This window comes from Rhizobium sp. BK176, from assembly GCF_024808055.1.
In genome coordinates, this window is sequence record NZ_JANUBV010000001.1 from 329,788 (window position 1) to 356,379 (window position 26,592).

Annotated in this window: 33 protein-coding genes; 21 read left to right on the forward strand and 12 right to left on the reverse strand. The window is 59.4% G+C overall.

Going from position 1 to position 26,592, the window contains the following annotated elements; all coding sequences use genetic code 11:
- Positions 1 to 99: 99 nt before the first annotated feature.
- A complete protein-coding gene (locus FHT76_RS01945) occupies positions 100 to 549 on the reverse strand; it encodes a hypothetical protein (protein ID WP_259183970.1) in 450 nt (149 codons plus the stop codon).
- A gap of 9 nt (positions 550 to 558) precedes the next feature.
- On the opposite strand from FHT76_RS01945, the gene FHT76_RS01950 reads away from it, so the two are divergent.
- The gene (locus FHT76_RS01950) at positions 559 to 987 is read left to right on the forward strand and encodes a hypothetical protein (RefSeq protein ID WP_259183972.1); all 429 of its coding nucleotides are present in this window, start codon (positions 559 to 561) and stop codon (positions 985 to 987) included.
- A gap of 45 nt (positions 988 to 1,032) precedes the next feature.
- Here the strand turns inward: FHT76_RS01950 and FHT76_RS01955 are convergent, their stop codons facing one another.
- The 3 genes from FHT76_RS01955 to FHT76_RS01965 form a co-directional block, all read right to left on the reverse strand.
- A complete protein-coding gene (locus tag FHT76_RS01955; RefSeq protein ID WP_259183973.1) occupies positions 1,033 to 1,563 on the reverse strand; it encodes a DUF4433 domain-containing protein in 531 nt (176 codons plus the stop codon).
- 408 nt (positions 1,564 to 1,971) lie between these two features.
- A complete protein-coding gene (locus FHT76_RS01960) occupies positions 1,972 to 2,451 on the reverse strand; it encodes a hypothetical protein (RefSeq protein ID WP_259183975.1) in 480 nt (159 codons plus the stop codon).
- Between the two features lie 72 nt (positions 2,452 to 2,523).
- Entirely contained in the window at positions 2,524 to 3,357 is an 834-nt protein-coding gene (locus FHT76_RS01965; protein WP_259183977.1) for an NYN domain-containing protein, read from the reverse strand.
- A 178-nt stretch (positions 3,358 to 3,535) separates the two neighbouring features.
- On the opposite strand from FHT76_RS01965, the gene FHT76_RS01970 reads away from it, so the two are divergent.
- The gene (locus tag FHT76_RS01970) at positions 3,536 to 3,832 is read left to right on the forward strand and encodes a hypothetical protein (RefSeq protein WP_259183979.1); all 297 of its coding nucleotides are present in this window, start codon (positions 3,536 to 3,538) and stop codon (positions 3,830 to 3,832) included.
- An 82-nt stretch (positions 3,833 to 3,914) separates the two neighbouring features.
- Here FHT76_RS01970 and FHT76_RS01975 read toward each other — a convergent pair whose 3' ends face one another.
- The gene (locus tag FHT76_RS01975) at positions 3,915 to 4,739 is read right to left on the reverse strand and encodes a hypothetical protein (protein ID WP_259183981.1); all 825 of its coding nucleotides are present in this window, start codon (positions 4,737 to 4,739) and stop codon (positions 3,915 to 3,917) included.
- A gap of 174 nt (positions 4,740 to 4,913) precedes the next feature.
- Between FHT76_RS01975 and FHT76_RS01980 the strand changes: the two genes are divergently transcribed.
- On the forward strand, positions 4,914 to 5,432 hold the full coding sequence (locus tag FHT76_RS01980; RefSeq protein WP_259183982.1) for a hypothetical protein: 519 nt from the start codon (positions 4,914 to 4,916) through the stop codon (positions 5,430 to 5,432).
- Between the two features lie 166 nt (positions 5,433 to 5,598).
- A complete protein-coding gene (locus tag FHT76_RS01985) occupies positions 5,599 to 6,027 on the forward strand; it encodes a hypothetical protein (RefSeq protein ID WP_259183983.1) in 429 nt (142 codons plus the stop codon).
- A gap of 18 nt (positions 6,028 to 6,045) precedes the next feature.
- On the opposite strand, the gene FHT76_RS01990 is transcribed toward FHT76_RS01985, so the two are convergent.
- The 3 genes from FHT76_RS01990 to FHT76_RS02000 all read right to left on the reverse strand — a co-directional run bounded on the left by FHT76_RS01990 (position 6,046) and on the right by FHT76_RS02000 (position 8,843).
- Complete coding sequence (locus tag FHT76_RS01990; protein WP_259183984.1) at positions 6,046 to 6,750, reverse strand: VWA domain-containing protein; 705 nt, start codon at positions 6,748 to 6,750, stop codon at positions 6,046 to 6,048.
- 678 nt (positions 6,751 to 7,428) lie between these two features.
- The gene (locus tag FHT76_RS01995) at positions 7,429 to 8,169 is read right to left on the reverse strand and encodes a hypothetical protein (protein ID WP_259183985.1); all 741 of its coding nucleotides are present in this window, start codon (positions 8,167 to 8,169) and stop codon (positions 7,429 to 7,431) included.
- 74 nt (positions 8,170 to 8,243) lie between these two features.
- Positions 8,244 to 8,843, reverse strand: coding sequence for a hypothetical protein (locus tag FHT76_RS02000; RefSeq protein ID WP_259183986.1), 600 nt, complete (start codon positions 8,841 to 8,843; stop codon positions 8,244 to 8,246).
- A gap of 186 nt (positions 8,844 to 9,029) precedes the next feature.
- Here FHT76_RS02000 and FHT76_RS02005 point away from each other — a divergent pair, with 186 nt between their 5' ends.
- The 4 genes from FHT76_RS02005 (at position 9,030) to FHT76_RS02020 (ending at position 12,214) form a co-directional block, all read left to right on the forward strand.
- On the forward strand, positions 9,030 to 10,166 hold the full coding sequence (locus FHT76_RS02005; RefSeq protein WP_259183987.1) for an NUDIX domain-containing protein: 1,137 nt from the start codon (positions 9,030 to 9,032) through the stop codon (positions 10,164 to 10,166).
- Positions 10,167 to 10,248: 82 nt separating this feature from the next.
- Positions 10,249 to 10,746: a hypothetical protein gene (locus FHT76_RS02010; RefSeq protein ID WP_259183988.1), complete on the forward strand. Its 498-nt coding sequence runs from the start codon at positions 10,249 to 10,251 to the stop codon at positions 10,744 to 10,746.
- A gap of 19 nt (positions 10,747 to 10,765) precedes the next feature.
- Positions 10,766 to 11,440 (forward strand): hypothetical protein, encoded by a 675-nt coding sequence (locus FHT76_RS02015; RefSeq protein ID WP_259183989.1) that lies wholly within the window; start codon positions 10,766 to 10,768, stop codon positions 11,438 to 11,440.
- A 66-nt stretch (positions 11,441 to 11,506) separates the two neighbouring features.
- On the forward strand, positions 11,507 to 12,214 hold the full coding sequence (locus FHT76_RS02020; RefSeq protein ID WP_259183990.1) for a hypothetical protein: 708 nt from the start codon (positions 11,507 to 11,509) through the stop codon (positions 12,212 to 12,214).
- Between the two features lie 2 nt (positions 12,215 to 12,216).
- Here the strand turns inward: FHT76_RS02020 and FHT76_RS02025 are convergent, their stop codons facing one another.
- Positions 12,217 to 13,065 carry a hypothetical protein gene (locus FHT76_RS02025; RefSeq protein WP_259183991.1) on the reverse strand — a complete coding sequence of 283 codons (849 nt, stop codon included), beginning with the start codon at positions 13,063 to 13,065 and terminating at the stop codon, positions 12,217 to 12,219.
- Between the two features lie 315 nt (positions 13,066 to 13,380).
- Here FHT76_RS02025 and FHT76_RS02030 point away from each other — a divergent pair, with 315 nt between their 5' ends.
- From FHT76_RS02030 to FHT76_RS02075, 10 genes are all read left to right on the forward strand, one after another.
- Positions 13,381 to 13,653, forward strand: a complete 273-nt coding sequence (locus tag FHT76_RS02030; protein WP_259183992.1) for a hypothetical protein — start codon at positions 13,381 to 13,383, stop codon at positions 13,651 to 13,653.
- 10 nt (positions 13,654 to 13,663) lie between these two features.
- Positions 13,664 to 14,128 (forward strand): hypothetical protein, encoded by a 465-nt coding sequence (locus FHT76_RS02035; protein ID WP_259183993.1) that lies wholly within the window; start codon positions 13,664 to 13,666, stop codon positions 14,126 to 14,128.
- 57 nt (positions 14,129 to 14,185) lie between these two features.
- On the forward strand, positions 14,186 to 15,361 hold the full coding sequence (gene tuf / locus FHT76_RS02040; protein WP_259183995.1) for an elongation factor Tu: 1,176 nt from the start codon (positions 14,186 to 14,188) through the stop codon (positions 15,359 to 15,361).
- A gap of 62 nt (positions 15,362 to 15,423) precedes the next feature.
- Complete coding sequence (locus FHT76_RS02045; protein WP_259183996.1) at positions 15,424 to 15,909, forward strand: CYTH domain-containing protein; 486 nt, start codon at positions 15,424 to 15,426, stop codon at positions 15,907 to 15,909.
- 143 nt (positions 15,910 to 16,052) lie between these two features.
- A complete protein-coding gene (locus FHT76_RS02050; protein WP_259183997.1) occupies positions 16,053 to 16,277 on the forward strand; it encodes a hypothetical protein in 225 nt (74 codons plus the stop codon).
- Complete coding sequence (locus FHT76_RS02055; RefSeq protein ID WP_259183998.1) at positions 16,277 to 16,834, forward strand: hypothetical protein; 558 nt, start codon at positions 16,277 to 16,279, stop codon at positions 16,832 to 16,834. Before FHT76_RS02050 ends, FHT76_RS02055 begins: the two co-directional genes overlap by 1 nt.
- Positions 16,835 to 16,925: 91 nt before the next feature.
- Entirely contained in the window at positions 16,926 to 17,861 is a 936-nt protein-coding gene (locus FHT76_RS02060; protein ID WP_259183999.1) for a DnaJ C-terminal domain-containing protein, read from the forward strand.
- Between the two features lie 524 nt (positions 17,862 to 18,385).
- Positions 18,386 to 19,516, forward strand: a complete 1,131-nt coding sequence (locus FHT76_RS02065) for a type III PLP-dependent enzyme (protein ID WP_259184000.1) — start codon at positions 18,386 to 18,388, stop codon at positions 19,514 to 19,516.
- Positions 19,517 to 19,526: 10 nt separating this feature from the next.
- Entirely contained in the window at positions 19,527 to 19,718 is a 192-nt protein-coding gene (locus FHT76_RS02070) for a hypothetical protein (protein ID WP_259184001.1), read from the forward strand.
- Positions 19,715 to 19,888, forward strand: coding sequence for a hypothetical protein (locus FHT76_RS02075; protein WP_259184004.1), 174 nt, complete (start codon positions 19,715 to 19,717; stop codon positions 19,886 to 19,888). Before FHT76_RS02070 ends, FHT76_RS02075 begins: the two co-directional genes overlap by 4 nt.
- Here the strand turns inward: FHT76_RS02075 and FHT76_RS02080 are convergent.
- Positions 19,885 to 20,349, reverse strand: a complete 465-nt coding sequence (locus tag FHT76_RS02080) for a D-Ala-D-Ala carboxypeptidase family metallohydrolase (RefSeq protein WP_259184005.1) — start codon at positions 20,347 to 20,349, stop codon at positions 19,885 to 19,887. The two genes, FHT76_RS02075 and FHT76_RS02080, sit on opposite strands and share 4 nt — an antisense overlap.
- Positions 20,350 to 20,704: 355 nt before the next feature.
- Here FHT76_RS02080 and FHT76_RS02085 point away from each other — a divergent pair, with 355 nt between their 5' ends.
- The 3 genes from FHT76_RS02085 to FHT76_RS02095 all read left to right on the forward strand — a co-directional run bounded on the left by FHT76_RS02085 (position 20,705) and on the right by FHT76_RS02095 (position 25,639).
- Positions 20,705 to 21,628 (forward strand): flagellin, encoded by a 924-nt coding sequence (locus tag FHT76_RS02085; RefSeq protein WP_259184006.1) that lies wholly within the window; start codon positions 20,705 to 20,707, stop codon positions 21,626 to 21,628.
- Between the two features lie 135 nt (positions 21,629 to 21,763).
- Positions 21,764 to 24,355 (forward strand): ATP-dependent chaperone ClpB, encoded by a 2,592-nt coding sequence (clpB, locus tag FHT76_RS02090; RefSeq protein ID WP_259184007.1) that lies wholly within the window; start codon positions 21,764 to 21,766, stop codon positions 24,353 to 24,355.
- A 204-nt stretch (positions 24,356 to 24,559) separates the two neighbouring features.
- The gene (locus FHT76_RS02095; protein ID WP_259184008.1) at positions 24,560 to 25,639 is read left to right on the forward strand and encodes a hypothetical protein; all 1,080 of its coding nucleotides are present in this window, start codon (positions 24,560 to 24,562) and stop codon (positions 25,637 to 25,639) included.
- 55 nt (positions 25,640 to 25,694) lie between these two features.
- Here the strand turns inward: FHT76_RS02095 and FHT76_RS02100 are convergent, their stop codons facing one another.
- Both FHT76_RS02100 and smpB read right to left on the reverse strand, forming a co-directional pair.
- Positions 25,695 to 26,078: a DUF1917 domain-containing protein gene (locus FHT76_RS02100; RefSeq protein ID WP_259184009.1), complete on the reverse strand. Its 384-nt coding sequence runs from the start codon at positions 26,076 to 26,078 to the stop codon at positions 25,695 to 25,697.
- 53 nt (positions 26,079 to 26,131) lie between these two features.
- Positions 26,132 to 26,587, reverse strand: coding sequence for an SsrA-binding protein SmpB (gene smpB, locus FHT76_RS02105; protein ID WP_259184010.1), 456 nt, complete (start codon positions 26,585 to 26,587; stop codon positions 26,132 to 26,134).
- Positions 26,588 to 26,592 lie beyond the last annotated feature (5 nt).

A 26,592-nucleotide genomic window follows, 5' to 3' on the forward strand; every position in this document is an offset into this window, starting at 1 on the left:
GTAGAGGATCAATACACGGTGTTGCTGGGAATACAAGACGTCGCAGCATCCGATTCTGGCTCCTGTCGGACCGTTAATGGCTCTTATCGGCCAGCGTCTTCACGGATACATGGGTTCGTCAGGCCAATCTCGCGGGTCGTAAACGCGAGACCGCATGAAGCGATGCCCGGTGCTTTTGCTGGCTTGCTCAACGAGGTCTTGGTTTTCGTCTTTCAGCATCCGGTAGATCGCGAGCTCCTGCGGTCCAAAACACCCTCCAACATGAACGCAGAGCGGCAGATAGTCGGCGCAGGAAATATCGAACAGGTTGCACGCCAGATCAGGATAATGCTTTCGGAAATGCGCGATCTTGCCTCGCATCCAAGGCTCTGCATCACCACGCTCCGGCCATCGTGGATATGCCGGTGGCGGCGGTGCCTTACTGAAGCCGAGCCACTTGAATAACGCCGAAAAGCCCATCTTTCGCCCCGCCATTTTCTTAGGCGCATTACGGCCTAATTTCGGTTGTCGTCCACAATTTTGTAAGACATCATAGAGCAAACCAATCAAGAAAGACAGATGTCAATGACGCAAGCTGAATACGAAGCGGAAGAAGCGATCCTCGTCGCCGCGATGAAATATCCTTACGTCGATCCCGATCAATTCAAGGACCGGCAGGTCGAAACCAAAGGCTACGTGGCGATTAAAAACGAAGCCGCTCATAAACTCGCTCGGTATCTGAAGCCCTATCACACCGACGGCCTCGAGAAGATCGGTGGCTGCGACTGGGAGCTGTTCGGCACACGTTTCTCGATCGATGTGGACGGCCAGACCTATTACTACGGCATGTTTGCCGAGGGCCTCGGGTTTTTCAACGTCATGGTCGCCGCCGAGAACGTCCGCGAGCTTACGGACGGCGAACGGGCCGCGTTCTCCAACAAGGGATACGCGATGGTCGGTCTTCACTCCGGCAAGACATCGTACACTGGCGAATTTTCAGTGACATGATGACTGGCACTCCATTCGGTTAGAATGCATCGCGGCATGGTTATTTCACGCTAATCCGATGTACTCCACCGGGACGCAATCAGGCACGAGGACCTCGTAATCCCGCGCCTCGAGAACCCTAGCCAAACCACCTGGGTGATTTGGGTCGACGTCACCCAGGATCACGTCCCAGTCCATCTCGTAGAACGCTCTGGCCGGCTTGTAGATCATGGTCCGCGAGCGGTTTGCACGCCCGAGAGCAACCTTGACGCCTGGCCACATGAGCACGCTGGCATCGACCTTTAAAAGGATCGGCCGACGATACCGAGCGTCATCGTGGTTCGGCATCACCCCCAAGTTATAGAAACTGAGAAAAACCATATCGCTCAACCCGCGGGCCACGTCCAGACTTCTGCTCAAGTCGTTTCCACCGGGGTAGCTCGGAGCAATGCCGAGCTCTTGCGCGCGACGCTGAGAAACAAGGCCATGCCTTTCGATGCTCTCGAGATGAGCGTAGTCGGTGACATGCAGAAGATGCCCCAGCAGGTGATCCCGTACGGCCATTACTAGCTTTTCGTCACCATACATCCGCCGCATGGACGATCCTCGTTTTCATCGAACAACGGTCCCTGAAATTCAGGCAGACATTTGCGCAGGCCACATCGGATTGCAACCACCAAGTCAGGTCTTGGTTAAGTTCCGTTGGGCGAGAGTCGGTCACGGTAGCGAGCGGCCGACAATGCCAGTCATCAGACGGCGCGACAAATCTCTCATGCTCGATTTCCGCTGAACTTGACACCCCCGGCGGAAGGCATTCCAATAGCAGCGGGCGCGACAATCGACTGCAAGTCGCTCCTACCGTCGCGCAAGCGATCCGGCTGGTATAGCGGATAGAACTCAGGTTCGAAGAGTTGTCGAGTTCCCGAGGGAGGCCGCCGAAAGGCTCGCCTCCCTCGATGCTTTCTGGGGCCGATAATGCCCGTTACCGGCCACCGAAATTGCTGTTCAAGCCACAGGCATCGCGATCTGCGTCTCCGCGACGGTTGCGTCGTCAACCGTGATCGAGCGGTCCCCGCCCGTCCAGTACAGGAGCGCCTGTCGCCGCAATTCATCTTCGCGATCGAGCGAAGTGAGAGCGGCGCGCACGTCGTCGACGGTGTAGGACCATTCGGACCATTCACCGTCGCCCAGGTGTCTTGTCAGCGTCTCCGCAACGCTTTCTCCAGAGCCGTTGTCGTCGAGCATTTCGACACGGAAGGAAGGAATTGCGCGAATGACCTTGATCGTCTCCATTTTGTGCTGATCGTCCAAGAGCGCCACGATCATCTCGGTCAAGCGGTCAGAACTGCCTGCGGCGAACGGATTTAGCGTCCGCGACACCAACGGTGCGGTCGGTGTATCCATTGGAACGGCAGGAAGGAAGCGGAGAGCAGATGCAGCCAGCAACCCCCTGAACAGGTTGCGGCGACTTAATTCCATGCCCATGGGGCCTATCCTTTATCTCAAATTGCTAACGGAATTGCTGGACAGGCGCGTACACGACTGCCGTACAAGCCTTCAATGACGATAGACGTGGTTCGCCACCAATTGAACCACATTGCTGTCCAACCCGAAAAAGACATCCTTCGCGCCGTCCAAGGCGTTGGCAGCGACGGCGACCTCCGGTTCGGGAGAAACAAGCGAACGAATACGAACGACACCGCCGTCGATACGTTCAACCTCGAAACCCGGCATGTTCTCGGCCATATCCGTGAGCTTCTTGAAGCCGTAGTTCTTCGGCTTGAACCCGGGAAGGGATTGAATGACCGCATTGCTCATTTCCGCGAGCGTTGCCCATCCGTCGTCCGCGCGCGTCTGCGTCAGAGCGGCATTGAAAACCCGAACCACCTCTTCGTCAACGGCACGGATCGTGACGGTGCTTGCTGTGACCTTGTTGTCTACGAGCGAGACGTAGCGGCTGCACGACTGCGTGAACGCCGAGGCCGGCGCGACACCCATGCCGATCGCCTCGCGTCCCTTTACCCTGATGTTGCGGACGATCTGCCCGAAATCGCCATCGGAAGTGACGATGCAGAAGACGTCGATACGACCGTGGAACCCCTCGTAGAGCAGGTCCATCGCGTCGATGGTCAAAGCGATGTCGCTCGAGTTCTTTCCCTTACTGGAGGCAGAGCGATGAATAGGATCGATCAACTGCGTGTTGATCGCCGCTCCCCATCCGAGCGCCTTGTTGGAAAAGTCCGCATAGCCGCGCCGGACGACGACCTCACCCAGTTGTGCTGCCTCGTGGAAAATCTTTTCCGCAAGCCGATGAGACGTGTTTTCAAGGTCGATCAGAACCGCGACGCGGGGTCTGCTACCAGAATTTTCAGAACCGTTGACGTCAATCATGCGGACCCCGCCTTTGAATACATGGGGACTTCATATTCAAGACCATTCGGTCAGTCAACGGTCTCCGACGTCTTTATTTTGTATTCAGAAGTGCGCGCATCTTCGGTTGCGCAAAAGGTTCCCTGTGATATGAAGGGCAAAATAAACGAAGACCACGCCCGATCGCAAAAGGCAGAAAATGTCCGAAAGCACCTACCTGACTGACAATGAAATCAACGACGCCGCAGAGCTGCATGACCATGTCTACGACATGTTCTTCGCGCAGAACGCGATCATTGACATGGACAGTCGTTTCGACATCACGGAATTGCGTTTCACAGGAGACGATTCGACCAAGGACGCCATTGCCGACTATGCAACGACAGTCGAGACGTTTCTCAAATTCGCGGCCGACAACCCCGAGAAGGTTGCCCGTACGTTGGCCATCTTGAAGGGCGGCGAGGAAGCCGTCAGCGCCACATCGACGCCTGGGTGATGACCCAAGTTCCTGCGGAGGCAATCGGTGACCGGTAATTGTCGTTACCGGCCACCGCAATGATACCCTTGGGCGGACTGTGTTATTCCTCCTCGTATCGGGACGGTCGGCGGCAGCCGGCGGCATCCAGCCCCAGAGGATCGTACCCGTACATGAGTTCGTGTTCGGCCAGACGCAGCACCGGCGATCCGTTCGGACTGCGCAGGGTCGCCATTTGGCCGACCAGCTTCGCCCAGGATTCAGGACCCGGCATCCACTTCACCTTCATCTCGAGCGTTCGGCCTTCCGACACGTTGTAGCTGGGGATTTGATGGATGCGGCTGCCCCGACGATCGAGAACGATCTCCATTTCGGGGTTCGCGGCCAACACCTCGCTTGCCTTGTCGAGATCGTATTCACCATTGGTGAACTCGAACGTCCTTGCCACAGGAGCAAGTCGGCCGTCGATGTCGACGATCGAGTGGTCATAGGTCGAGACGAAGTGGACGTTTCGAAGGTTGCCCTCGTCGAGGACCTCCACCCACGCCACGTCTCCCTTCGGAAACAGCAGCATCTTCTCCCGTTCCATGTGTTCCCAGACCTTGGAATAGGCGAGGGGATTGCCATGGACACGGATGTACTCACGTCCTTCCGGAGTGATAAGCACCATCTGGAAGCGGCGATCCTTGTCCGACCTGATCGGCTCGAAGTCCGGCACGACCGTCTTGCCGTTCCGGAGTTTCGCCACTTTGGCGTTTTCCACCAAGCCTTGCTTGATGATTTTCGTGGAGGCGGCGGCACCGGAGTCCACGACTTCGGTCGTGAGCCATGTCGTATAGACGCTCAGTCGGTCGCTTACCGCCTTGCAGGAGAGCTTGGTCGTCTCGACGATACGCTTCGTAGACGTGAAGGACTTGATCTCGGACATGGGGACCTCGCTAGCTGGCAGTTTTAATCGGCGAGTGTATGCCATCATTCGTCACGCAATGGAAGACCCCAAGTCGTTATTTTTACAAGACATCGCGGCAACCCGAGCTCAAGAACCCGCTTGCAAAGTAGGTCAATTAGACCTATGTTGCCGCGACAAATCTGGAGCGCCGACATGCCACTCACCTTTCTCGAGCCGACAAAAACGACGATGATCGTCATGGACGGCAGCACCCCGATCGCAAAGGCGCGTCGCTGGGGCATTGGCTGGTGGTCGCTGACGCTGGAAAATGCTTCCTGGGTCGATGAGCGCGCGCGCCGGCCAATCCGCGACGACATGCCCGCCGACTTCAAGGACCTGTTTTCCAGGAACCCAAAAATGCTCGCGGTAAAATCGGCGACGGAGGCACGGAAGATCATGCAGGGCCTGCTTCAGACCGGCGTTTCGACCTCATCGAATCCCGGGCGGAAGAACGACCTCAGCGGGGCGGAGGTCAAGGCGGCACGTGAGGCGTTCTCCCTGTCGGCGGCCGAAGCAGCTGCGTTCGTTGGACTGAACGACGGCGCTGCTTGGCGCAGGTGGGAGCGCAACGGCGTTTCTGGCCCGGGGGCCATCCTGATCCGTCTCTGCCTCAAGAGCGCGGCAGCGCGGGCTTTCTTCGGTCTCAAAATCGCTGGCGAACGCGAGGATTGACTGGCGAATCTCGGAGATTTCTTCGGACATCTGCGAGAGCGATAGCCGCCTCTCGGAGTTTCCGGCAAATCAGTTGGAATTCATTGAAATACAACGCTTTTCTACCGATCGATGTTGATCGTGAAACATCACTCCGGTATGAAATCTGGAAAAAAGGAGACCCGGGATGGCCTACGGCACTATCGACCTGACGAGTTCCGACATTGCATATCTTCTGTCTCGCCTTGAATGCGTTGCGCTCGACGTTCAGAAGTCGAAGCTGGAAGCGTCTTCAGAAGAGGAGCGGACGTTTTACGAGCAAGCCGCCTTGACCGTTGAGAAATGGCGCATGGATGTCGGCCGATACCGCGCAGGTCGTCGTGGCTTCACCGAGGAAGAACTCCGCTATATCCGTGGCACGATCGCGGAAAGACAGCCTGGATCGCTTGCGTCGGCCCTTGTGGAAGCCAAGCGATCCAACGACCCGTCGTTTCCAGCGCTGGAGGCGGAATACGAACTACGGCGGTCTTTGCAGACTAAGCTCGATCTGCCGTTTACGCGGGACCACTCTCAAGACGCCGAGCTGGATGACGATGACGAAGAGGAGGGCGCATAAGACGCCCTCCGAAATAGCCTAGCGAGACAACCAGGCCGTCAGCTTCTCGTCGAGGAAGAACTCGTTCAGCTTCTCGTCGCTCATCGCGTTGAAGGCGGCGATGTCCTCGATCTTGCGGAAGATGACGTTGCCATGCTTGGCGGCCAGTTTCGCGAGGAGTGGAAACTCGCTCGATCGGTTACTCATTCCGACCATCACGAAGAACGTCTCGTGTCCTTCGCGCTCGGCGTCGCCGATAACCTTCGTCGTCGCTTCCGGATCGTCACCCACGCCGTCGGTGACGAAGAACACGATGGCGCGTCGCGGTGCTTCGTCAGCTTGCGGCTGCTCGACGGCCGAAGGCTTTCCTGCGCCGAACAGGCGAGCGAAGAACCCAGTCTTCTTGGGCTGGAGCGGCGCGTCTTCCTGTTTCTCGCCCCAGCCAAAGTGAGCAAGGATCATCCGCAGGACGTGAGCGTAGTCGGTCGCGCCACCCCAGCCTGGAACCTTGTCTACGATGTTCGTGGCGACGTAGTCCGCGTAGTTGGACGCATCCATGTAGCCGACGTAGTGGGCGCTGGCTGGGCCGTCGCTGAAAGTGAAGATGTCGATCTTGCCGTCCGGATCGAACGTGATGCCCCACGGCACGATGCGGGTCAAGAATGTGCTGGTCAGGCCGGCGCGATGCTCCCCGAGGAACGAGCCGCTGACATCGACAGCCGACGCCACTTCAAGTTCGGGCATTTTGATAATACCTTTCTTTTCAAGCGACACCCTGAACGATTCTGCTGATTTTGCGAGGTTTACCATTTCCGGACTCCGTTTGCGTTGAGTGATGCTCAACGCAAACGGTTCTTTCTGTCAACAGAATTTGGAAAATTGATAGACCCGGAGACCTTGACCTGCCGGGGTGTCGGCTCATTCGCCGACGTGATAACCACACAATGGCTCGTCGGCCAAAGGAAATCAATCGATGTCTTTATTTTGCCAAATATTTAGCTTGGTTGGTTCTTCTATTCTCTTTAAGTCGGCAGCTGTGTGTCGCCAATCTCGCCATCTCGCAGATGGAAAAGTTCAGTCAGCGCTTCGACTCGATGTCGAGCCAGATCGAGGCCTATTCGGATTTCCGTGGTCAAGCGGCTTCCTGTCACACGGACTCCGAATTGCCGATCGAAAATGACTACAAGAACGATTGATGGTTTCTTGACCAGATGCAGAAGGGCAAGATCGAGATATGCAATCCACCTTGATTACGTCGCTTCAGGAGGCGACCGCCGCTTTCTCCGCACTTAATACGTAAAATAGACGTTATTCTCCGCATACAGTGCGGAGAACCGAATTCTACGGTTGCTGATGCCATCTCCGAGACGGTCACATCGCAAAACCCCATTAAAGGCGACGCTCTTTCGAACGCCGCCGTTGCTATTTTCCTTGCATTGCCTGCCCGTCGGTCGGCGACTTTTCGTCGATGAGAAGCGTCGGTGAGATACCCTGCGAGATGAGCAAGCTGGCAGCCGCATGCAGTTCCAGCTTTCCTTCCTCCAGGATGCGGTCAGCATCTTCGCGAAGCAGCTTCTTGTAGTAGTCGAGATTGCCCGGCAGGTTGCCGATGGCGAAGCCGAGCGACTTCACCGCGGCCTGCAACGACTTCTTGGAAACGCTTCCGTCGGCTTCCGCCAGCGCACGCACGGCGTTGAAGGTTTCTGTCAATTTCTTGAGCTCCGCCTCGACACGGCGGTCGCCAGCCTCCTTCAGCCTCTTCTCTACGTCGACGTGGGCAACCTGCGGATAGACCACGGGGACCACGTCCACGTCAGGAGCCTGCCTCAGGGTGACCGGCGTCCCGGTACCGCGGTTGAACTGGGTGATCGCCTGGGTGAACTGGGATTCGCTCAACTCGAGTTCGAGGATCACGTCATCCTCATAGATGCGGTCGACCGTCCTCGTTTCCATGTGGGCGCGGCAAATCTTCATGCGGATGGTGTTCTGCAGGCGCACGTTCGCACCGAATAGGTCGGTGGCACCGTTGCCGCCATGCATTGCGTAAAACCCGACCGTCGCGAAAGCCGGATGGCGGGACACGAAGACGTTTTCGCCGTGGTCTTCGTGAGTGGTGACTTCGGGCGGGATCGGTGTCCTGCTTCCTGTCTTCTTGCCTGTCATGACGGCCTCCAATTCGAGTTGGCGACCGTTTATCACTCGGGGTCTTCAATTTCAAGCGAATGTTGACACCGATCCTAAATGCGGACCTCGGGAGCGACGAACCAGTCGCCGGGGAATGTGGCGTCCATGCTGAATTCCGGCCGCCAGCCGAACGCGCAGTCATGGCCCCTGTTTCCCGAGACGATATAGACCTCCCATGCCAATCGATCGAGGTTCTCGATATCGGGTTCAGCGAAGCGATCGATCCCGAAGACCACGGGATTACCGTTCGACGCATCGTTGGCAATGATGGAATAGGCATTGCAACCGCGCACCGGGTAGTCGTCCAGGATTTGCCAGATGACGGGGTCACGCTTGATTGCGGCCGACAGGAATTCACGCAGTTCGCGACCATCCATCTGACGCACGCGGTTGGAGCGCTCACCCTGGAGAAACGTCGTTTCGCCAAGGCGGGCAGCGATCTCCGGAATAGCTTCGAAGAGCAGGGCGGCAGTGGACGACCCCGGCATGCAACGACCCGGAACCGTACGGACGACATGGCGAGACAGCGTCACGAGTTCCCGGGCCAGCCAACGGTCGGGAAGACCGTAGAGGCGCTCGATCTCCGAATGCTTGGCTTCCTGCATTTCGCGGGAGCGTGGACTCATCAGCTGCTTGAAGTCATATTGGACCATTTGTCATTCTCCGTCTCCCGAGTGATCCACAGGCCGACGCATGAGGCAATCGGATGGCCCAAAACAGAAGCTATGCGGAGAGAACCCAACTGGGTTGTCTGGATAGCAAGGGTTAAAGTGTATTTTGCACTTTACTGAGGCCTCCACCCGGGATACGGTCAATCAAACGAACGGGAATCGAACGAAATGACGCAGGCCGCACTCATGGAAAAAACCACTGCCGACGTAGCGCAGAACTTTGAATTCATGATCGGCGGTCTGCCCGGCCGTATCGAGCCTTTGCACGACGGTCACGTCGGCAACGTCCGAGCAGCGCTGAAGCGCGCGAAATATCTGGTGTTCCTGGTTGGAAGCTCGAACCTGGCACGCAGTTACAAGAACCCGCTCACCTACGAAGAACGCAAGCTCCTGATCGAGCAGTGTTTCCCAGCCGAAGTCGCCGAGGGTCGCCTCATCATCCGTCCGATGCCCGACTTCTTCCGCGACCACGAGGGCTGGGCCGAGAACACCAAGCGCATCGTTCGGGAGGTCGCCGCCGAGATTGGCGTCCGCGAAGGCATCGAAATCGACGACAGCATGATCGGACTGGCTGGTTTCCGCAAGGACGCCGCGACCAGCGAGTATCTTGATATGTTCCCCGAATGGGGAGACATCATGCTCACCGAACGCGTCTCGAAAGTCGATGCCACCGCTATCCGCGAAGCCTACTTCCGGCGTGACAGCGTCATCCTTGCCGAATACCTGCCGGCACCGGTCGTCGCCTTCCTCGAGCGTTTCCGCCTGAACCCGGCATATGCGATCCTCGTGCGCGAACGCGAAAACATCGACCACATCCGCGAGGTCTATAACAAGGACGATCCGCAAAACTACACTGGCGACATCCTCGTCATGCACCGCGGCCAATTCCTCATGACCCGTCGTGGCGGCGATTACGGCCACGATCTCTGGGCGTTCCCGGGCGGCATCCGTGACGCAGGCGAGGACTTCCTCGACTGCTCGTTGCGCGAGGTGGACGAAGAAAGCGGCCTGACCCGCCTGAATCCGTGGCTGACCATCGACATTCTCAAGTCGAATGTCGTGATGGAATACTACAACGACACTCCCGGCCGCGACCTTCGCGGGCGATACGCGACGATGCTGTACGTGATCGTCCTTCCCGACTGGATGGAAGTTCCGAAGGTCGAGCCAATGGACGACGCAAAGCACGCCGAGTTTGTGGACCCGGCGCTCATCCCCGAGACGCTCTGGTTCTGCGACCACCACGGCATGTACGGCGTGGCGATCCAGCGGCTCAAGGAGATGGGCCTTATCCAGGCCGGATGACGCGGCATTCAGACGATGTCTTGTTGACGAAACGGGGTCTTTAATTTAAGACCCCGTTTTAGTTTCAAGCGGAGTTCATCCAATGGTATACGGTCCGACTGCTCAGTGTCTTATGTTTGCCGGAACACTCTGCGCCCTTTCCCTCTTGAATCCAGACGTCCGCCACGGCATCGACGTCGTTTTCAACGGCGAGCAAGCGTATTCCCACACATCGCAGACGGCCGCTAGCGCCGATTATTCATCCATCATGAAACAGATCGACGACGTCGACGCCAGAATCGAGCGTCTCGAGACCCGTTTGCGTGCATCGAAGTCGATCGGACAGGTCGTTTACCAACAGGCGCTGAATGAAACTTGCACCGCCAATGGCCATAGCGCGTCGGCGAGCACACCCGAGGCAGAGCGGCGCATGTGCAAGACGGTAGCCGAAGGTTTTCGGGCCGTAGCCGGGCGCGACGGCGCAATGATCTTCTACCGCATCGCTCGGGACGGCCGTGCTATCGGCCTTGACCCGTTTGTGGTGGAGGGCGACGATCACTACTTCGATATCGACGCAGTGAAGACCGCCTTTAAGGCCTGATGGCAGACAGGAAATCAATATGACGAAACTCATCGCCGTCATCCATTATCTGGACGACGATACGGCGTTCGAAAACGCGCGCGTCGCGGCCGCCAACTCTTACGACGGCGTCTGCCTGATCCATATGGAAGGCAAGGACGACCTCATCGAGACGGCGGCCGTCGAGATCAAGGGACGACATCCCGAACTCATCGTCATCACCAACCGCCTTTCAACCCATCCAGTAGACATGGTCCGCCGCGACGCCGAGCTCGGTCTCGATGGCTCTTGGTGCGACAACCCCGGCGTATCGAGCAAGGGCGTCACGCAGCTCTCCAAGGATATCGAAGACGCCATTTTCGATATCCGCAAGGACAATCCTGGCTTCCTGTTCTTCGGTTCGGTGGCATTCAAGACCCAGCCTCACGAACCCGATCCGGCGACAGCGGCCGTGAAAGCAAAGAACCTCGGCTGGATCGCGACCACTTCTGGTTCCCGTACGGGCGTCGCCCCTGACGAGGAAAAACTCGAGGCCATGAAGACGGCCATCGCATCCTTCGACCTCGCGGTGGCAAGCGGCATCACGCCCGAGAACGCCGAAAGCCTTGGCGAACACGTCGACTGGGTTCTTGTCTCCACCGGCATCTCCGACACCTTCTACACGTTCGACCCCAACAAGGTCGCGGCGCTGCGCCAGGCGCTTCCGGCCGATTGACCTACCCAACAGCGTGAAGCTTGCGACATGCCGCCATATCCTCTGGACAACCAAGGAAGCGGCGGCATGATCGACTACACGGAAGAACTTCTCAGAGGCAGGAACCACCACACGCTCGGGCGGTCGAACGGCCACACCTGGACCGAACACCTGTCGATCGCCGACCGCGCCTTCTCGGAAGGCGACGAAGAAACCTACGGAAAACACCTCGACGAAGCCGCGGCGTCCTATGTCGCCTCCGTACAGCGTCTCAGCTGGATGGCGGAGGACCGCTTCGTGTTCGCCAACGAAAACGACCTGCTTGCAGCGGCAGGCATTTCGGCGGGAGAGGTGGCTTCGAAGTTCAAGGCCATGGCATTCGGCATCATGGTCTCGATCATTCCGAACCTGGCACCTCTCGCCGACTGCGACGACACCGCCCTCATGTCCGCGACATATCTGAACCTCGCAAGCCAGCTGCCATGGGGCACTGGAGCCGCCTTCCTGCAGGCGAACCTCGCCATCGGCAGGGCCATGGTCAAGGTGACGCCTCCTGCATCGCTGGAACACCATTGGCGACCCATGCCGCCCGCCACCGAGGCTGACGTTGTTTCCAAGGCGCTTGGCTACTTCAAGGAACTGGGGGTGCGCCTGCGGGCAGGGGAGATCGTCCTGTCCGAGGTAGATCGCGCCCGCGCGATAGCGACACACGGGCGCGTCGTTGAGATGGAGCAGAGCCTGCCGCAACTCGACAGCCACGCCGAGGCATCAATGTCAGCCGCCATGGTTGGCTGAGCCTATCGCACCTTAACAGCCAGCTCCGGATAAGCCTTGATCGCTTTCTCGATCCTTATCTCGACATCCTTCCCGAACGCCCGCTTCACCTCGTCGATCGCGATCCTTCCGGACCGGACGTAATCGAGGGCGATACAGGCCGTCCCGAATTCCGCAAACCACGGCTCGACACGCTTCTTGAGTACGAACTGCCGCTGTTCCGATGTCTCGAGCGAACGGAAGTCGATGATCGGAACACGCTGCTTATCGGTGCCGCCTAAAATCTTCTGGACCGACACCCCGCGCACGACATCGACAGATGGAGTTTTGCCTTCGTCGACCAACTCGACCATTTTGTCATAAGCGTCTCGCATGCTCGACGTCCTTGCCTTGACGAACACGATCGCGCCCGCCTCGGCATATCGAACCGCTCTCAGAAAGCCGTGATTGTTCTCGATTACCACGGCGTCTCTGCAATTCCCCGGGAGCGGCTGGTCGAGGCCGACCAAGTCATCGAGAAGCACCCTGCCTCCCTCGACCAGGATTTCCGCGAGCTTTTGGCAGGTTGCGATGGCTCGATCTCCCATGTTTCCGCATACCAGGAAGACGGAACCTTTCGAACGGGAAACCAGCCATGGAATCCAAGGCTCGATACCGGGCAATCCAAGGGAGGAAATCCGAGCGGCCACGTCGGCAGGCGTCAGTGCCTTATCCGCCGTCTTCAAGGCATGCATCAGAGCGTCGCCCCGCAGCCCCATGGAGGAGGCGATGAGCTCGATCCGCTCGGAGTGTTTCAGCGAGGAACTGTCCACCTCTCCGAGCATCGCTGCCAGCTTTCGGATGGAAGAGTGGGTAATCGTGGGTACGGTCATTTCCGCGATCCTTGTCCGGTATGGCCCGAGTCGTCCCCGTCACTCGGATTCCGGACGTTGACACGGAAAACGAGAACTGCGCATTTCCCGACGACGTTTAGCATGTCCTTGCGGACGGAGACTGCCACGGGTTGCCGTCGACCCGCTGTCCATATATCGACAACCGGGACGCAGGTCAACAGACAGGCTAATATCTGAAAGATGACCTTGGAAAATAAAGACGTCATGACGATTTCAAGGACTTGATTTAACCCAGCGATTTCAATACACGATCCGCATCGGATTCTTGAATCCACTGCATGAAAGGGTGTTGGCTTGCCGAAAATTGAGGAACAGACGAAGACACGGGCGTTCATTGACTTCAGCGCCGAGGAAACCCAGCGGTTGCAGGCGATTGCTCCCGAAATGTCCCTGCGCGAAATCATGAAGCAGTCACTCGACCTCTTGGCTAAGGCCATCGACGCGTTGAAAGCCGGCCGTGAATTCGGTTCCGAGGCCGAGGACGGCACGGACCGCAGCATTCCGCGTCTGCCCGCCCTTGACGCCGCGCGCGGCAACGAAGCCCGTTACCTCTCCGTGAACAAGTAAAGGATCGCTCATGATGACCCTTAAGTCTCTCATTCTCGCCGCGGTTCTGGCAGCATCATCCCATTGCGCCTCCGCTTCGGATTCCTACAAAACCAGAACCCTCCCTGAAAATGTCGAATCCGTCGATGATGGCTTCATCGCAAAGCCTGTAACCGACGGCTATTCGCGCAGAGCCACGGCGTTGTATGAATGGAACATTCTGATCGAAGACCTCCGCGCACGTGAATTCACGGAGGGATGCACCTTCAACGGTTTCGACGGGACCGCCTATTCCTGCCTCAAGGCCGACCCATATAGAGCGGTGCTCGACGAAAAGAACAATCTCACCCTGTACAAGAAAGAGGACGGCGCGATGGTCCGCCTCGATTACTGGACCCACGACGGCTATCGCTTGACGCATCTCGTCGACTTCAATGATGTCAGGGCGGCATTCAAGTTGCCTCCCTATCCGCCCGTTCAGAAATCAGGGTCTTGAATTATCCTCGGCAAAAGGATAAGTGACCCGCCGTACCAGTAGCCAATCGGAGAAATCATGGCCAAGAGCAAGTTCGAACGCAACAAGCCGCACGTCAACATCGGCACCATCGGTCACGTCGACCACGGCAAGACCTCGCTGACCGCAGCGATCACCAAGTACTTCGGTGAATTCAAGGCATACGACCAGATCGACGCCGCGCCGGAAGAAAAGGCGCGTGGCATCACCATCTCGACGGCGCACGTCGAATACGAGACGCCGAACCGCCACTACGCGCACGTCGACTGCCCCGGCCACGCCGACTACGTCAAGAACATGATCACCGGTGCTGCCCAGATGGACGGCGCGATCCTCGTCTGCTCGGCCGCCGACGGCCCGATGCCGCAGACCCGCGAACACATCCTGCTGGCTCGTCAGGTCGGCGTTCCGGCTATCGTCGTGTTCCTCAACAAGGTCGACCAGGTTGACGACGCCGAGTTGCTCGAGCTCGTCGAACTGGAAGTCCGCGAACTCCTGTCGTCCTACGACTTCCCGGGCGACGACATTCCGGTCGTCAAGGGTTCGGCTCTGGCGGCGCTCGAAGATTCGGACAAGAAGATCGGCGAAGACGCGATCCGCGAGCTGATGGAAGCCGTCGACGCCTACATCCCGACGCCTGAGCGTCCGATTGACCAGCCGTTCCTGATGCCGATCGAAGACGTGTTCTCGATCTCGGGCCGTGGTACGGTTGTGACCGGCCGCGTCGAGCGCGGCATCGTCAAGGTCGGCGAAGAAGTCGAAATCGTCGGCATCCGCGCGACCTCGAAGACGACGGTCACCGGCGTTGAAATGTTCCGCAAGCTGCTCGATCAGGGTCAGGCCGGCGACAACATCGGCGCACTGGTTCGCGGCGTGAACCGCGACGGCGTCGAGCGCGGCCAGATTCTGGCGAAGCCGGGTTCGGTCAAGCCGCACAAGAAGTTCAAGGCCGAGGCCTACATCCTGACCAAGGAAGAAGGCGGTCGCCATACCCCCTTCTTCACGAACTACCGCCCGCAGTTCTACTTCCGCACGACGGACGTGACCGGCATCGTCACCCTGCCGGAAGGCACGGAAATGGTCATGCCCGGCGACAACGTCACTGTCGACGTCGAGCTGATCGTTCCGATCGCGATGGAAGAAAAGCTGCGCTTCGCCATCCGCGAAGGCGGCCGCACCGTGGGTGCCGGTATCGTCGCCTCGATCGTCGAGTAATCTAAAATCAGGGCGGGTCCGAAAGGCCCGCCCTGAAATCCTCAGGACAGAAGGCACCACGAATGGCCAAGGAAATCGAACGCAAATATACTGTCGACACCGGCGCGGTAGCTCACCTGATCGACAGCAAGCTTTACGATGCCAAACGCGAGATCAGCCAGTATTACATCGTCGCGACGAAGGAACTGGCCATCCGCCTGCGCAAAGACGAAGGCGACGACCACGCCGTCCTCGCCGTGAAGTCCGGCGGCAACGCATTGGCCGTCGACGAGTACGAGTTCGCGACACCGCTCTCGGAATACGATGTCAAGAAGGCCGATATGGTCGGTATCGAAATCCGCAAGACACGCTATGAAATTCCCTTCGAAGGACTACTGTGGGAACTCGACGTTTTCCATGGCGACCTCGAAGGCCTGATCGTCGCCGAGGTCGAACTGGACGACGCGGATGCCGCAGTGACGCTTCCGGCGTGGGCCATGACCGAAGTCACTTTCGACCCCCGCTACAAGAACGCCGTCCTTGCCCTGGATGGAACGCCCGAACCCTGATCTGCAACCCTCCAAACCTTCCGATGTGAGCAAATGCCCACATTGGAACCTTTTATTTCCACTCTTTCCTCGCCTGAAGTCTTTGACAACGTGCGCGCAAGCCAATATGAGACGACTCCAAGCCAAGTAGAGCGGAGTTCGAATTGAAGTTCTCGTTGATTGTCGATGTGCCGGAAACCGCCGGAATGACCGAAGCGGAGGCACGCCAGATCGTCTATGACCTCTTCATCGTGGACAACCGGGGAGCGGTCCACGAGAAACTCCTCGACGCGGCCAAGGACAGCGGCCCAACGGCAGATGCCTTGCGCTCCAGCTACCGCGCCAGCCTCGAACTGATCGACACCGCCGTCATCGAGCGGGTCACCTGATGTTCACCTACGTTTTCTACATAGGCGGCATGGCGATCGTCGCAGCCGTCATGTGCAGTATCCTTTTCATGGGATACCGCGCCGCCCCTGGCTGGGTCCGCGGTCGATTTGGAGCGGTCATACTCGCGACCCTTTGCTGCGCGACGATGATCCTCATGCCATATGCCGGATGGAGCCACGCGACGCGATCGAAGAGCATCACGGCCCGCAACAACGAGTTCGCCTCGCTCGAAGCGGAGATCGCCAAGAAGGACTTCAACTCTCTCTGCACCTTCAACGGTTTCATGGCGGGAGCCAAGACGCCATCCGCCAACAGCTTCCCCTGTATCCAGCGCGCCGACATCAGGATCGTCAGCAACCCGTACCGAGGCGGCCTCGCTTACTTCGTCATCGACAGGGCCGGGCTTCCGGAGCGCTGGAGAGGCATGGTGGACTATCCGATCCCCTTCAGCTTTCCGCAGGACAGGAAACTGCTCGACCCTGAAAGGATACGCGCGACGTTCCTGACAGGCGACGACATCGACGCGCCACAGGCACCGGTCACGGCCGCCGAGTGACGGCTCCGGACTCCGGGCCTTCCAATTCGATTGACGAACCTCCAAATTAAACGAAGACTTCAAAGTGTTCGTTCAACTGGGTTTCCGTCACATGACCCTTCGAGATCACAGGAAGACGCTCGGCGTCTCCGACACCGCCACGCAAGATGAGATCAAGGCGGCGTACCGCAAGCTCGCGAAAAAATACCATCCCGACACCAACAGTTCCGATCCGGAAGCCGAGCGTAGGTTCCGCGAAGTGTCGGAAGCCTACGAGGCGCTCAAAGATAAGGCGAACGGCAAGTCCGGAGCGTCAGCCGACGACCTCGGCGACTTCGCCAACAGCGACATGTTCAACTCGATCTTCGAGGCGATGTTCACCAAGACCTACGGCAACCGCGGCAGGACTTACGCGCCAGGAATGGACCCGGGTTTCTTTTATGACAGGGCGGGGCAGCAATCCTCATCGAACGCAGGCAAGACCAGCGGTGCGCCGCTCAAGGGGGACGACAGGGAACTCCAGGTGGAGATCGGCCTCGACGAGGCTTACACCGGGACCGACAAGGTCGTTGAAACGGAGTCCGGAGAGAAGATCAGGGTTAAGGTGCCGGCCGGTGTCGTCGACGGTGCCAAGGTTCGGGTGCGCGGCCGCGGCGGCAAGGGCAGGGACGGCGGAGCCGATGGCGACCTTCTCCTCGCGCTGTCGGTGAGGGAGCACGCCCGCTTCCAGCTGGACAACCAGAACCTTCGTATCCGCCTCGACGTGCCGTTCACGCTCGCGGCTATCGGCGGGACCATCGAGTTCGTCCACCTCGACGGCCAGAAGAACGCGATCGAGGTCCAGCCCTTCAGAAAGGGAGAAACGACCCTCGTCGCCAAGGGCAAGGGATGGCCTGAACGTCCGAGTGCCGCGGCAGGACATCTCCTCATCGATCTCAAGGCGATCCTTCCAGACACGCTGACCGACAGGCAGCGCAAACTGCTCGAGGAATTCGAAGCAAGCGCACCCTCCTACCGATCCGAGCAGCTCGCAAAGCTGGTGAAGTAGCAACATCCGACGTCATTGATTTCTTCATCTTCTAGCGAGACAATCGCAACAGGCAGGCTGACTTTTTGAAGGTCGCTGTCATGTCAACCGGAGCCTCTCTCCGGTCTAGTAAACCACGGTAATGGACAGACGACCGGGTCCACGGATACCCGGTCGTCGCACCGTCTAAAAATCGACAATCGGATCGTTGATCTACGCGACAAGTAATCATAGACTCCATCTTGCCCAATTCGCACGTGCCCCGAGGGTGTCCGCCGTTCCGACGGCGAGGTACAGGAGGTCAACGCCTCCTCCGAAGCCGAAAGGCCAAGGTGACATCCCAAAGCAACGACGGTGAGGGCCTTTTTGGTCTCTGTCCGCATTCCAACCGCGGGCGAAACTTTTGAGGCACCACTTTCATTGCCCGACGTGCGGACGGTTCTCCTTCCAATCAGAGGCATCTGGCATACGGACACCAATCCGTCGGCCCATCCGCCATTGATCCATCACCCGTTCGGCGCGCTCGCCGTTGGAAGGAAGAACATATGACCGACCGCATCCGTGAATTTCTGCGTACCCGCCAGCCGGCGTCCCCGTGCCTCGTCGTCGACCTCGATGTCGTCCGCGACAACTACAATGCTTTCCGGGCCTTCCTGCCGGACAGCGACGTCTTCTACGCCGTCAAGGCAAATCCCGCGCCCGAAGTGCTAGGCCTCCTTGCCGCGCTCGGCTCGAATTTCGACTGCGCCTCGGTCCGCGAGATCGAGATGGCGCTCGACACAGGCGCGTCCGCGCACCGCATATCCTTTGGCAACACCATAAAGAAGGAAGCCGACGTGGCGCGCGCCCACGCGCTCGGTGTCTCCCTCTTCGCCGTGGACTGCGTCGAGGAAGTGGAGAAGGTCGCTCGTGCCGCGCCCGGAGCGCGCGTGTTCTGCCGCATCCTCACCGACGGCAAGGGAGCCGAGTGGCCGCTCTCGCGTAAGTTCGGCTGCGTGCCCGACATGGCCATCAAGGTCCTCAAGGCAGCGCATGGGCAGGGTCTCAGGGCATCGGGCGTGTCGTTCCACGTCGGCTCGCAGATGACGGACGCAGACGCATGGGATTCGGCGATCGGCGAGGCGAGGCGCATCTTCGATGCCATGGCCGATATCGGCGTACAGCTGACCCTCCTCAACCTCGGTGGCGGTTTCCCGACGCGCTATCTGCGCGACGTTCCGGCGACCGAAGTTTTCGGCAGCCGCATCAGGGCGGCCCTTACCCGCCACTTCGGTAACATGATCCCGCGCACGATCATCGAGCCTGGCCGTGGCATGGTCGGCAATTCGGGTGTCATCCGCAGCGAAGTCGTCCTCGTCTCGAAGAAGTCCGACGACGACGCTTTCCGCTGGGTGTTCCTTGATATCGGCAAGTTCGGCGGCCTCGCGGAAACGATGGACGAGGCGATCCGCTACCCGATCCGCACCGCGCGCGACGGCGACGCCAAGGAGAAATGCGTCCTGGCAGGACCGACCTGCGACAGCGCCGATGTCCTCTACGAACGCGAGATGTATCCGCTCCCGCTTTCCCTGACCGTCGGCGACGAGGTCCTTATCGAAGGCACCGGCGCGTACACGACGACCTATTCCGCGGTAGCCTTCAATGGCTTCGAGCCACTGCGCACCTACGTGATCTGAAAGGACGGCGATGAACTACCAGCAGTTCCTGAAAGAGATCGAACGGGACCACCCGATCCAGTTGGCGAAGGCAGAGGAGCGTAAGCGCGAGGCCGACGCCCTTTACGACGAGATCAGCCCGCACCTCGACACCGTCGGCTTTGGAAGTCGGCCGGGGCGGTGTCGCGTGGGAATGAGCGACATTCCGGAGGACCAGGCATGAACGTCGCCGATTTCAAGGCCTACGTCGCATCGCGCAAGCATCTACACGGCGCGAAGATGAAAGAGCGCGAAGACGCGATCGACGCCTACTGGGAGTCCGCAGGCGATCTCTTCGACAATGTCGGCGTCCCGCATCGGATCATCCGTCCGGGACCACCTCCTGCGGACTAGCGGCGGGCGATGCCCCGCCGCCTACCGCTGCATTCCGTCCATTCGCGCCGCGGCCCGACGTCGACATGGACTATCCCGTTGCAATATCGGCCCACGCCGCCGATCCCAGGAGCGGTCCTCGCGATCTCGACGACACGCATGTCCGAAACACCGGGAACCCTGATGTCTGCGGCGAGGCAATGGCGATGCATGGAGCCCTTGCGGCCGCGGGAGCGATGTCCTGATGTCAGGATAGGACGGACACCGGTTCTCTCTCTTATATGGCCAAGGATACGCAGGAGGCTTTGCGGCATGCATGACGCCGTCACGCTTGCGGTCTGCGCCTGGTAGAAATAGGTCCTGTCATGGACGGCGGCGGAATCCTGGAATTGCAGATTCCTGACGATAGTCTTGGAACCGTTGTCGGACACGCAACCACTCAGCAAGGCGGTAGCCGCAACGGCGAACATGATCTTTTTCAAGGTTTCAGTCCCGGTTGATCGGATAGGCCGCAAGACGCTGGGGTCTTTGTGCGACATAGCAATGGTCGCCTGGCACTGTGGCGTGAATGTGTTAACGACTTTTCACCTTGTTCGGAGCAAACACAGACCCTGGACCCCATGAAAACGCGCTCTTTGGCAAAAAAGCTTCAGTGAAGTCTTCAAAAAAGCGGAGTTCGTTAAAAGTTTAACTTCCGGCGCAAGGTTTGATTCCGAAATCCGGGATAGAAAGACCCCAACGACGGCCCGAAACGAAAGCAGGGCGGCATGATGCCACAACGTCAGTCGGAGATGCCGGCATGAAGTCTTCAAATATCCTGTCCAGAAAGGGCACCGAATGTCTTCCATCCTGAACAACACCTCCGCCACCAACGCCCTCAAGACCCTGCGTTCGATCAATACGCAGCTCGGCAAGACCCAGGAGCAGATTTCCACGGGTCTCAAAATCAACAGCGCCAAGGACGGTGCGGCGTTCTTCTCGATCGCCACCACGATGCGCTCCGACATCAAGTCCCTCGACACGGTCAACTCGCTGCTCGGCATCGGTGCCGCCAAGGTTGACACCGCCGCCGTCGGCACGGAAGACGCCATCGACACCACCCAGAAGATCAAGGACCTGCTGGTTTCGGCCAAGGAAGGCTCCGCCGACAAGACGCTGATCCAGACCCAGATCACGCAGCTCCAGGCACAGCTGGTGACGACCGCCAAGGCTTCGTCCTACAACGGCGTCAACATGCTCTACAAGGGCGCGACCGGCGCTGGCGCTGGTGTTCAGAACGTCACGGCTTCGATCACCCGTGACAGCTCGAACAACTTCGGCACCACGAGCATCTCCATCGACAGCGCCCAGACGCTGCTGATCGACGGCGCGACCGCCGCCAACGGCATCCTGTCGAAGGACCGCACCGGCGCGAATTCGAACAACTACTCGATCGCCGGCGGCTCGAACAACATCACCCTGACGGCGGCGACGACCGACGCTCAGCTGTCCGACATGCTCGAAGCTGTCGACGGTGCGCTCAAGGACATGACGAAGTCCTCGTCCACCCTCGGCTCCGTCGCCAACCGCATCGAGTCTTCCGGCGAATTCGCCAAGAAGCTCAAGTCGAACCTCGAAGCCGGCGTCAGCAAGCTGGTCGACACCGACATGGAAGAGGCGAGCGCCAAGCTCTCCGCTCTCCAGACCCAGCAGCAGCTCGCGGTTCAGGCCCTGTCCATCGCGAACTCCAACAGCCAGAACATCCTGTCGCTCTTCCGCTAAGGGCGACTGGCTTCCCGAAGATGCCCGTCCGCGAAAGCGGGCGGGTTTTTCGCTTTTGAGGTCTGTAATTACTTGCATCGGCGCACTACATTCGGGTACGACAACAAGCCTGTTTGACACTTAATGCGAGACCCCATGGATACCAGACGCTTCACCGACAATTCCCAAGCAATGATGGCCGCAGCCCGTGACAGGGCGGAAGCCGAATCCAACCAGATCGTCACCGAAGTCCACCTCGCCATCGCTTTCGTCACCGACGAGAAGGAGCGGTACGCCTCGACCCTGATCAACGAGAGCGGCGGCGATTTTCTCGCTTTCTCCAAGACCCTGCGCGACACCGTCGCGAAGTTCCCAAAGGTCGAAGGACATAGCGGCCATCAGGCATCGCGCGGCCTCCAGAAGGTCGTGGCGGAAGCCAACCGCATCGCGCAGGACGCAGGCGACAGCTACGTCGCCATCGACCGCCTGTTCTTCGCCCTTGCCGCCAATCCCGGCGAAGCCGAGCTGGCATTCCGGACGGCCGGCGTCGACAACGCCAAGCTCGAAGCGATCATCAAGGCCAGACGCATGGGCAAGGTCGCAGACACGCAGAACTCCGAAGACAGCTTCGACGCCTTGCGCCGCTACGCCCGCGATCTCACCGAAGTGGCGCGCGACGGCAAGCTCGATCCCGTCATCGGCCGCGACGAGGAAATCCGCCGCTCCGTGCAGGTGCTGTCGCGCCGCACGAAGAACAATCCGGTTCTCATCGGTGAACCCGGCGTCGGCAAGACCGCCATCGCGGAAGGCCTGGCACTTCGCATCGTCAACGGCGACGTGCCAGAAAGCCTCAAGGACAAGCGTCTGTTCGCTCTCGACATGGGATCGCTGATCGCAGGTGCCAAGTTCCGCGGCGAATTCGAGGAACGTCTCAAGGCCGTCCTCAACGAGATCGAGCATGCCGACGGCGGCGTCATCCTGTTCATCGACGAGATGCACACCCTCGTCGGGGCAGGGAAGGCCGACGGCGCGATGGACGCCTCCAACCTCCTCAAGCCCGCTCTCGCGCGCGGCCAGCTGCACTGCATCGGTGCGACGACGCTCGACGAATACCGCAAGCACATCGAGAAGGACGCCGCCCTCGCGCGTCGCTTCCAAAAGGTCCTCGTGGAAGAACCCACCGTGGAAGACACGATCTCGATCCTTCGCGGCCTTAAGGAGAAATACGAGCAGCATCACAAGGTCCGAATTTCCGACACCGCTCTCGTATCGGCCGCGACGCTTTCCAACCGCTACATCACGGACCGGTTCCTGCCGGACAAGGCCATCGACCTGATGGACGAGGCGGCGTCGCGCCTGCGCATGCAGATCGATTCCAAGCCAGAGGAACTCGACGAACTCGATCGTCGCGTCGTCCAGCTCAAGATCGAGCGCGAAGCCCTCAAACAGGAGAAGGACCGCGCGTCCGCCGACCGCCTGTCCCGCCTCGAACTGGAGCTTGCGGGTCTCGAAGAGCGCGCGTCCGCCATGACCGCCCGTTGGGAGGCGGAGAAGAACAAGCTTGGCGACGCGGCAAATCTCAAGAAGCGCCTCGAAGAACTCCGCAACGAGCTCGCGTCCGCGCAGAGGAACGGCAACTTCCAGAAGGCGGGTGAACTCACCTACGGCGTCATCCCGGGGGTCGAGAAGCAGCTTGCCGAGGCGGAAGCCAACGCCGGCAGCGGAATGGTCGAGGAAACGGTCCTCAGCGACCACGTCGCGGCTGTCGTGTCGCGCTGGACGGGCATCCCCGTCGACAAGATGATGGAGGGCCAGCGCGAGCGCCTGCTGCGGATGGAAGACGAACTCGGCGCGAGGGTCGTCGGTCAGGGCGAAGCCGTTCAGGCGGTCTCGAGATCGGTACGACGCGCAAGGGCAGGCCTCCAGGACCCCAACCGCCCGATCGGCTCCTTCATCTTCCTCGGCCCGACCGGCGTCGGGAAGACCGAACTAACCAAGGCGCTCGCCGCCTTCCTGTTCGAAGACGACAACGCGATGACCCGCATCGACATGTCGGAATACATGGAGAAGCACTCGGTCGCCCGTCTCGTCGGAGCGCCTCCCGGCTACGTCGGCTACGAGGAGGGCGGGGTCCTGACGGAATCGGTTCGCCGCCGTCCCTACCAGATCGTCCTTTTCGACGAGATCGAGAAGGCGCATCCCGACGTCTTCAACATCCTGCTGCAGGTGCTGGACGACGGCCGCCTGACGGACAGCCAGGGACGGACCGTGGACTTCAAGAACACGCTTATCGTCATGACGTCGAACATCGGGTCGGAGTATCTCCTGTCCGGCGACGATGTCTCGAAAGCGGAGCCGATGGTCATGAACGCGCTCAGGGCATCCTTCCGTCCCGAGTTCCTCAACCGCGTCGACGAAACGATCCTGTTCCACCGCCTGCGTCTCTCCGACATGGGCAGCATCGTCGATATCCAGATCGGCCGCCTGCGCAAACTCCTCGACGATCGCAAGATCGAACTCGAGCTGGACGCCGGCGCGCGCGACTGGCTGGCGAAGCGCGGATACGACCCGACCTACGGGGCGCGTCCGCTCAAGCGCCTCATCCAGAAGTACGTCCAGGACCTGCTGGCGGAAAAAATCCTGTCGGGAGCGGTTAACGAAGGCGACACCGTCCACATGACGAACGGTTCTGACAGGCTGATCTTCGTGGAGGGTGACGAATCCGCACCGCTTCTCGCGGCATCCTGAAATCACAAGGCCGCGGGCACCTCCCCGTACCCGCGGCCCACTAACGCCGTCGCAATGGCAACCTGTTTGCGGCGATGGTCCGCCCGCGATCGTTTGGCGTTAGATCAAAAATGCGTGCAAATCTTTAACCGGAGGTTGCTGTTAAAGTAAATATTTAATCTTGTGCACGAAAATACTTTTACAAATCTACTTAAGCGGGACGACATGACGGACGAAAATCATCAAGACGAACAGGCGGATGACACCCAATACCGCCATGCAGTCGCGCAATTCGTCGCCGCATACGCCCGGGATGACGGCGACCTGGTCGCTCAGCTTTTCCCCCGCGTCTGCGACAATCCGGCTTTCGATCGGGTCCTCGCGGATTCAATTTCCGATATCGGCGAAGACAGTTTCGATCCGCTGGAGTTCGGCCGCACCGTCCTATCCATGTCATCCGTCTCTCTTGCGCCATACCTCTCCTCGCAAGGAAAAGCCCATGCGATCGTCCAGCTGTTCTTCGTTCCCCTAAGCGGAGTGCTTGGAGACCTTCAGAAGGTCGCTGACAGCACGGATACACTGAACGACATCGCCGGTTCATTCCTGGGAAGCGAGCTTGCGGCAGGACACAGCAGCATCGTTGCCTGCGGAAGCCTCCTCGATCCACTGGCAGCATCCTCGATCACACCCGGCACCCTCAGGCTTGCGCTGAGAATGATTTCTCCGGTCCTGACGGGCCGGGTGGTGGCCGACAACCTTGGCGAAGCCCTGGCGTCGGTGTTCGGCGTGGACACGACCACAGAAGAGACGCCCGGGGCGGCAAACGTCTACGCCAACAGACTCCTGCCGGTCGCAAGGATCGTCACGCCTCCCGATGGAGTTCACGTAGACGACCATCTTTCCGCGCACCGCATCGACGCAAGGATCGAACAATCGACCGCCGTGACATCTTGGAAACGACACATGGGCAAGACCCTCCCGGCGACGGTACAGGCCGACGATCCATGCTCCATCGCCCGCGGATGCGCCGTGATGGCGATCAACACGATCGAGCATTCCTTTTCGTTGCGGGCGATGCGACGTGGCCACGTGACGATGCCCGACTTCGACCGCATCCTCGTCCACCGCAGCGGCGACGGCGTCACCGTCACCGCGCAACATGGCATAGACGTCTATGGCCCCGTCAGGTTGCCTGCCAACCTCTTCGCCGCCGATCTCGACCGAATGTCCAATTACATCGACAGCCTGTCAGGTGATGTGGCGTGGAACGAGGATAAGGCAGCCGTTCCTGCCTCGAAGCACTGACACCGATTACGCATCGCCTCGCGGGAGCGGCCGGGTTTGCGGCGACAAGGGATGATCAACGCGAGGGCTGTCGCGCCTCCAGATCGACCGAATCCCATAGGTAGTCATCGCGCCCGTCGAGCGTCGCCTTATCGGATTTGTAGCGAAGGTCACCCGAGACCCCGAGCATGCGTAGCTTCGACAGAGCCTCGTTTACGGCAATCCGCGTCGAGATTTTCGAGTAGGCGCAAACAAGGTGGTGCCCCAACTTCTCGTCCAGCGGCGGCGCTGAAATCTTCACGGCGAGTAGTCGCCCGTCGCGCGCCGCATCGGCGAGCCTCTCCCAGGTTCCGTCTGGATCGCCAAACGGGATCGGGATCAGCCATTTTCCGGATGAGTGCGTGTCGTCCCCCTGGAAAATCGAGACGAAGCGTTCCTTTGCAATGATCGGGTACCACATTGGATCACTTCCGTTGTCGAAGGCTTCGCGATTGTGGGCTTCGAGGGCTTATCTCAGATCAGGCGTGCCTTGTCACGGTTCCAGTCGCGTTCCTTGACCGCTGCTCGCTTGTCGTGCGCCTTGCGCCCCTTCGCGATCGCGATGTCGAGCTTGGCGCGGCCCTTCTCGAAGTAGAGCTTGAGCGGAACGACCGTCATGCCCTCGCGCGAGATAGAACGCTGGAGCTTGTCGATCTCGCGGCGCTTGACGAGAAGCTTGCGATGACGGCGAGGCTCGTGGTTGAAGCGGTTTGCCTGAAGGAACTCCGGGACATGGGAGTTGATCAGCCACAGCTCGCCACCCTCGACGGAAGCATAACTCTCGCCGATGGTCACCTTGTTGTTCCTGAGGCTCTTGACCTCCGTACCAGTGAGAACGATGCCAGCCTGGATCGTCTCGATGATGTCGTAGTCGAAACGGGCGCGCCTGTTTTCCGCAACCACGGTCTTCTTGTTTTCGGCGTCTGCCATGTTCC

What these genes read in the sequence shown, in the direction of transcription:
- FHT76_RS01950 (WP_259183972.1), top strand. Translation starts at nt 559, where the DNA reads ATGTCAATGACGCAAGCTGAATACGAAGCGGAAGAAGCGATCCTCGTC.
- FHT76_RS01955 (WP_259183973.1), bottom strand. Translation starts at nt 1,563, where the DNA reads ATGCGGCGGATGTATGGTGACGAAAAGCTAGTAATGGCCGTACGGGAT.
- FHT76_RS01960 (WP_259183975.1), bottom strand. Translation starts at nt 2,451, where the DNA reads ATGGGCATGGAATTAAGTCGCCGCAACCTGTTCAGGGGGTTGCTGGCT.
- FHT76_RS01965 (WP_259183977.1), bottom strand. Translation starts at nt 3,357, where the DNA reads ATGATTGACGTCAACGGTTCTGAAAATTCTGGTAGCAGACCCCGCGTC.
- FHT76_RS01970 (WP_259183979.1), top strand. Translation starts at nt 3,536, where the DNA reads ATGTCCGAAAGCACCTACCTGACTGACAATGAAATCAACGACGCCGCA.
- FHT76_RS01975 (WP_259183981.1), bottom strand. Translation starts at nt 4,739, where the DNA reads ATGTCCGAGATCAAGTCCTTCACGTCTACGAAGCGTATCGTCGAGACG.
- FHT76_RS01980 (WP_259183982.1), top strand. Translation starts at nt 4,914, where the DNA reads ATGCCACTCACCTTTCTCGAGCCGACAAAAACGACGATGATCGTCATG.
- FHT76_RS01985 (WP_259183983.1), top strand. Translation starts at nt 5,599, where the DNA reads ATGGCCTACGGCACTATCGACCTGACGAGTTCCGACATTGCATATCTT.
- FHT76_RS01990 (WP_259183984.1), bottom strand. Translation starts at nt 6,750, where the DNA reads ATGCCCGAACTTGAAGTGGCGTCGGCTGTCGATGTCAGCGGCTCGTTC.
- FHT76_RS01995 (WP_259183985.1), bottom strand. Translation starts at nt 8,169, where the DNA reads ATGACAGGCAAGAAGACAGGAAGCAGGACACCGATCCCGCCCGAAGTC.
- FHT76_RS02000 (WP_259183986.1), bottom strand. Translation starts at nt 8,843, where the DNA reads ATGGTCCAATATGACTTCAAGCAGCTGATGAGTCCACGCTCCCGCGAA.
- FHT76_RS02005 (WP_259183987.1), top strand. Translation starts at nt 9,030, where the DNA reads ATGACGCAGGCCGCACTCATGGAAAAAACCACTGCCGACGTAGCGCAG.
- FHT76_RS02010 (WP_259183988.1), top strand. Translation starts at nt 10,249, where the DNA reads ATGGTATACGGTCCGACTGCTCAGTGTCTTATGTTTGCCGGAACACTC.
- FHT76_RS02015 (WP_259183989.1), top strand. Translation starts at nt 10,766, where the DNA reads ATGACGAAACTCATCGCCGTCATCCATTATCTGGACGACGATACGGCG.
- FHT76_RS02020 (WP_259183990.1), top strand. Translation starts at nt 11,507, where the DNA reads ATGATCGACTACACGGAAGAACTTCTCAGAGGCAGGAACCACCACACG.
- FHT76_RS02025 (WP_259183991.1), bottom strand. Translation starts at nt 13,065, where the DNA reads ATGACCGTACCCACGATTACCCACTCTTCCATCCGAAAGCTGGCAGCG.
- FHT76_RS02035 (WP_259183993.1), top strand. Translation starts at nt 13,664, where the DNA reads ATGATGACCCTTAAGTCTCTCATTCTCGCCGCGGTTCTGGCAGCATCA.
- tuf (WP_259183995.1), top strand. Translation starts at nt 14,186, where the DNA reads ATGGCCAAGAGCAAGTTCGAACGCAACAAGCCGCACGTCAACATCGGC.
- FHT76_RS02045 (WP_259183996.1), top strand. Translation starts at nt 15,424, where the DNA reads ATGGCCAAGGAAATCGAACGCAAATATACTGTCGACACCGGCGCGGTA.
- FHT76_RS02055 (WP_259183998.1), top strand. Translation starts at nt 16,277, where the DNA reads ATGTTCACCTACGTTTTCTACATAGGCGGCATGGCGATCGTCGCAGCC.
- FHT76_RS02060 (WP_259183999.1), top strand. Translation starts at nt 16,926, where the DNA reads ATGACCCTTCGAGATCACAGGAAGACGCTCGGCGTCTCCGACACCGCC.
- FHT76_RS02065 (WP_259184000.1), top strand. Translation starts at nt 18,386, where the DNA reads ATGACCGACCGCATCCGTGAATTTCTGCGTACCCGCCAGCCGGCGTCC.
- FHT76_RS02070 (WP_259184001.1), top strand. Translation starts at nt 19,527, where the DNA reads ATGAACTACCAGCAGTTCCTGAAAGAGATCGAACGGGACCACCCGATC.
- FHT76_RS02075 (WP_259184004.1), top strand. Translation starts at nt 19,715, where the DNA reads ATGAACGTCGCCGATTTCAAGGCCTACGTCGCATCGCGCAAGCATCTA.
- FHT76_RS02085 (WP_259184006.1), top strand. Translation starts at nt 20,705, where the DNA reads ATGTCTTCCATCCTGAACAACACCTCCGCCACCAACGCCCTCAAGACC.
- clpB (WP_259184007.1), top strand. Translation starts at nt 21,764, where the DNA reads ATGGATACCAGACGCTTCACCGACAATTCCCAAGCAATGATGGCCGCA.
- FHT76_RS02095 (WP_259184008.1), top strand. Translation starts at nt 24,560, where the DNA reads ATGACGGACGAAAATCATCAAGACGAACAGGCGGATGACACCCAATAC.
- FHT76_RS02100 (WP_259184009.1), bottom strand. Translation starts at nt 26,078, where the DNA reads ATGTGGTACCCGATCATTGCAAAGGAACGCTTCGTCTCGATTTTCCAG.
- smpB (WP_259184010.1), bottom strand. Translation starts at nt 26,587, where the DNA reads ATGGCAGACGCCGAAAACAAGAAGACCGTGGTTGCGGAAAACAGGCGC.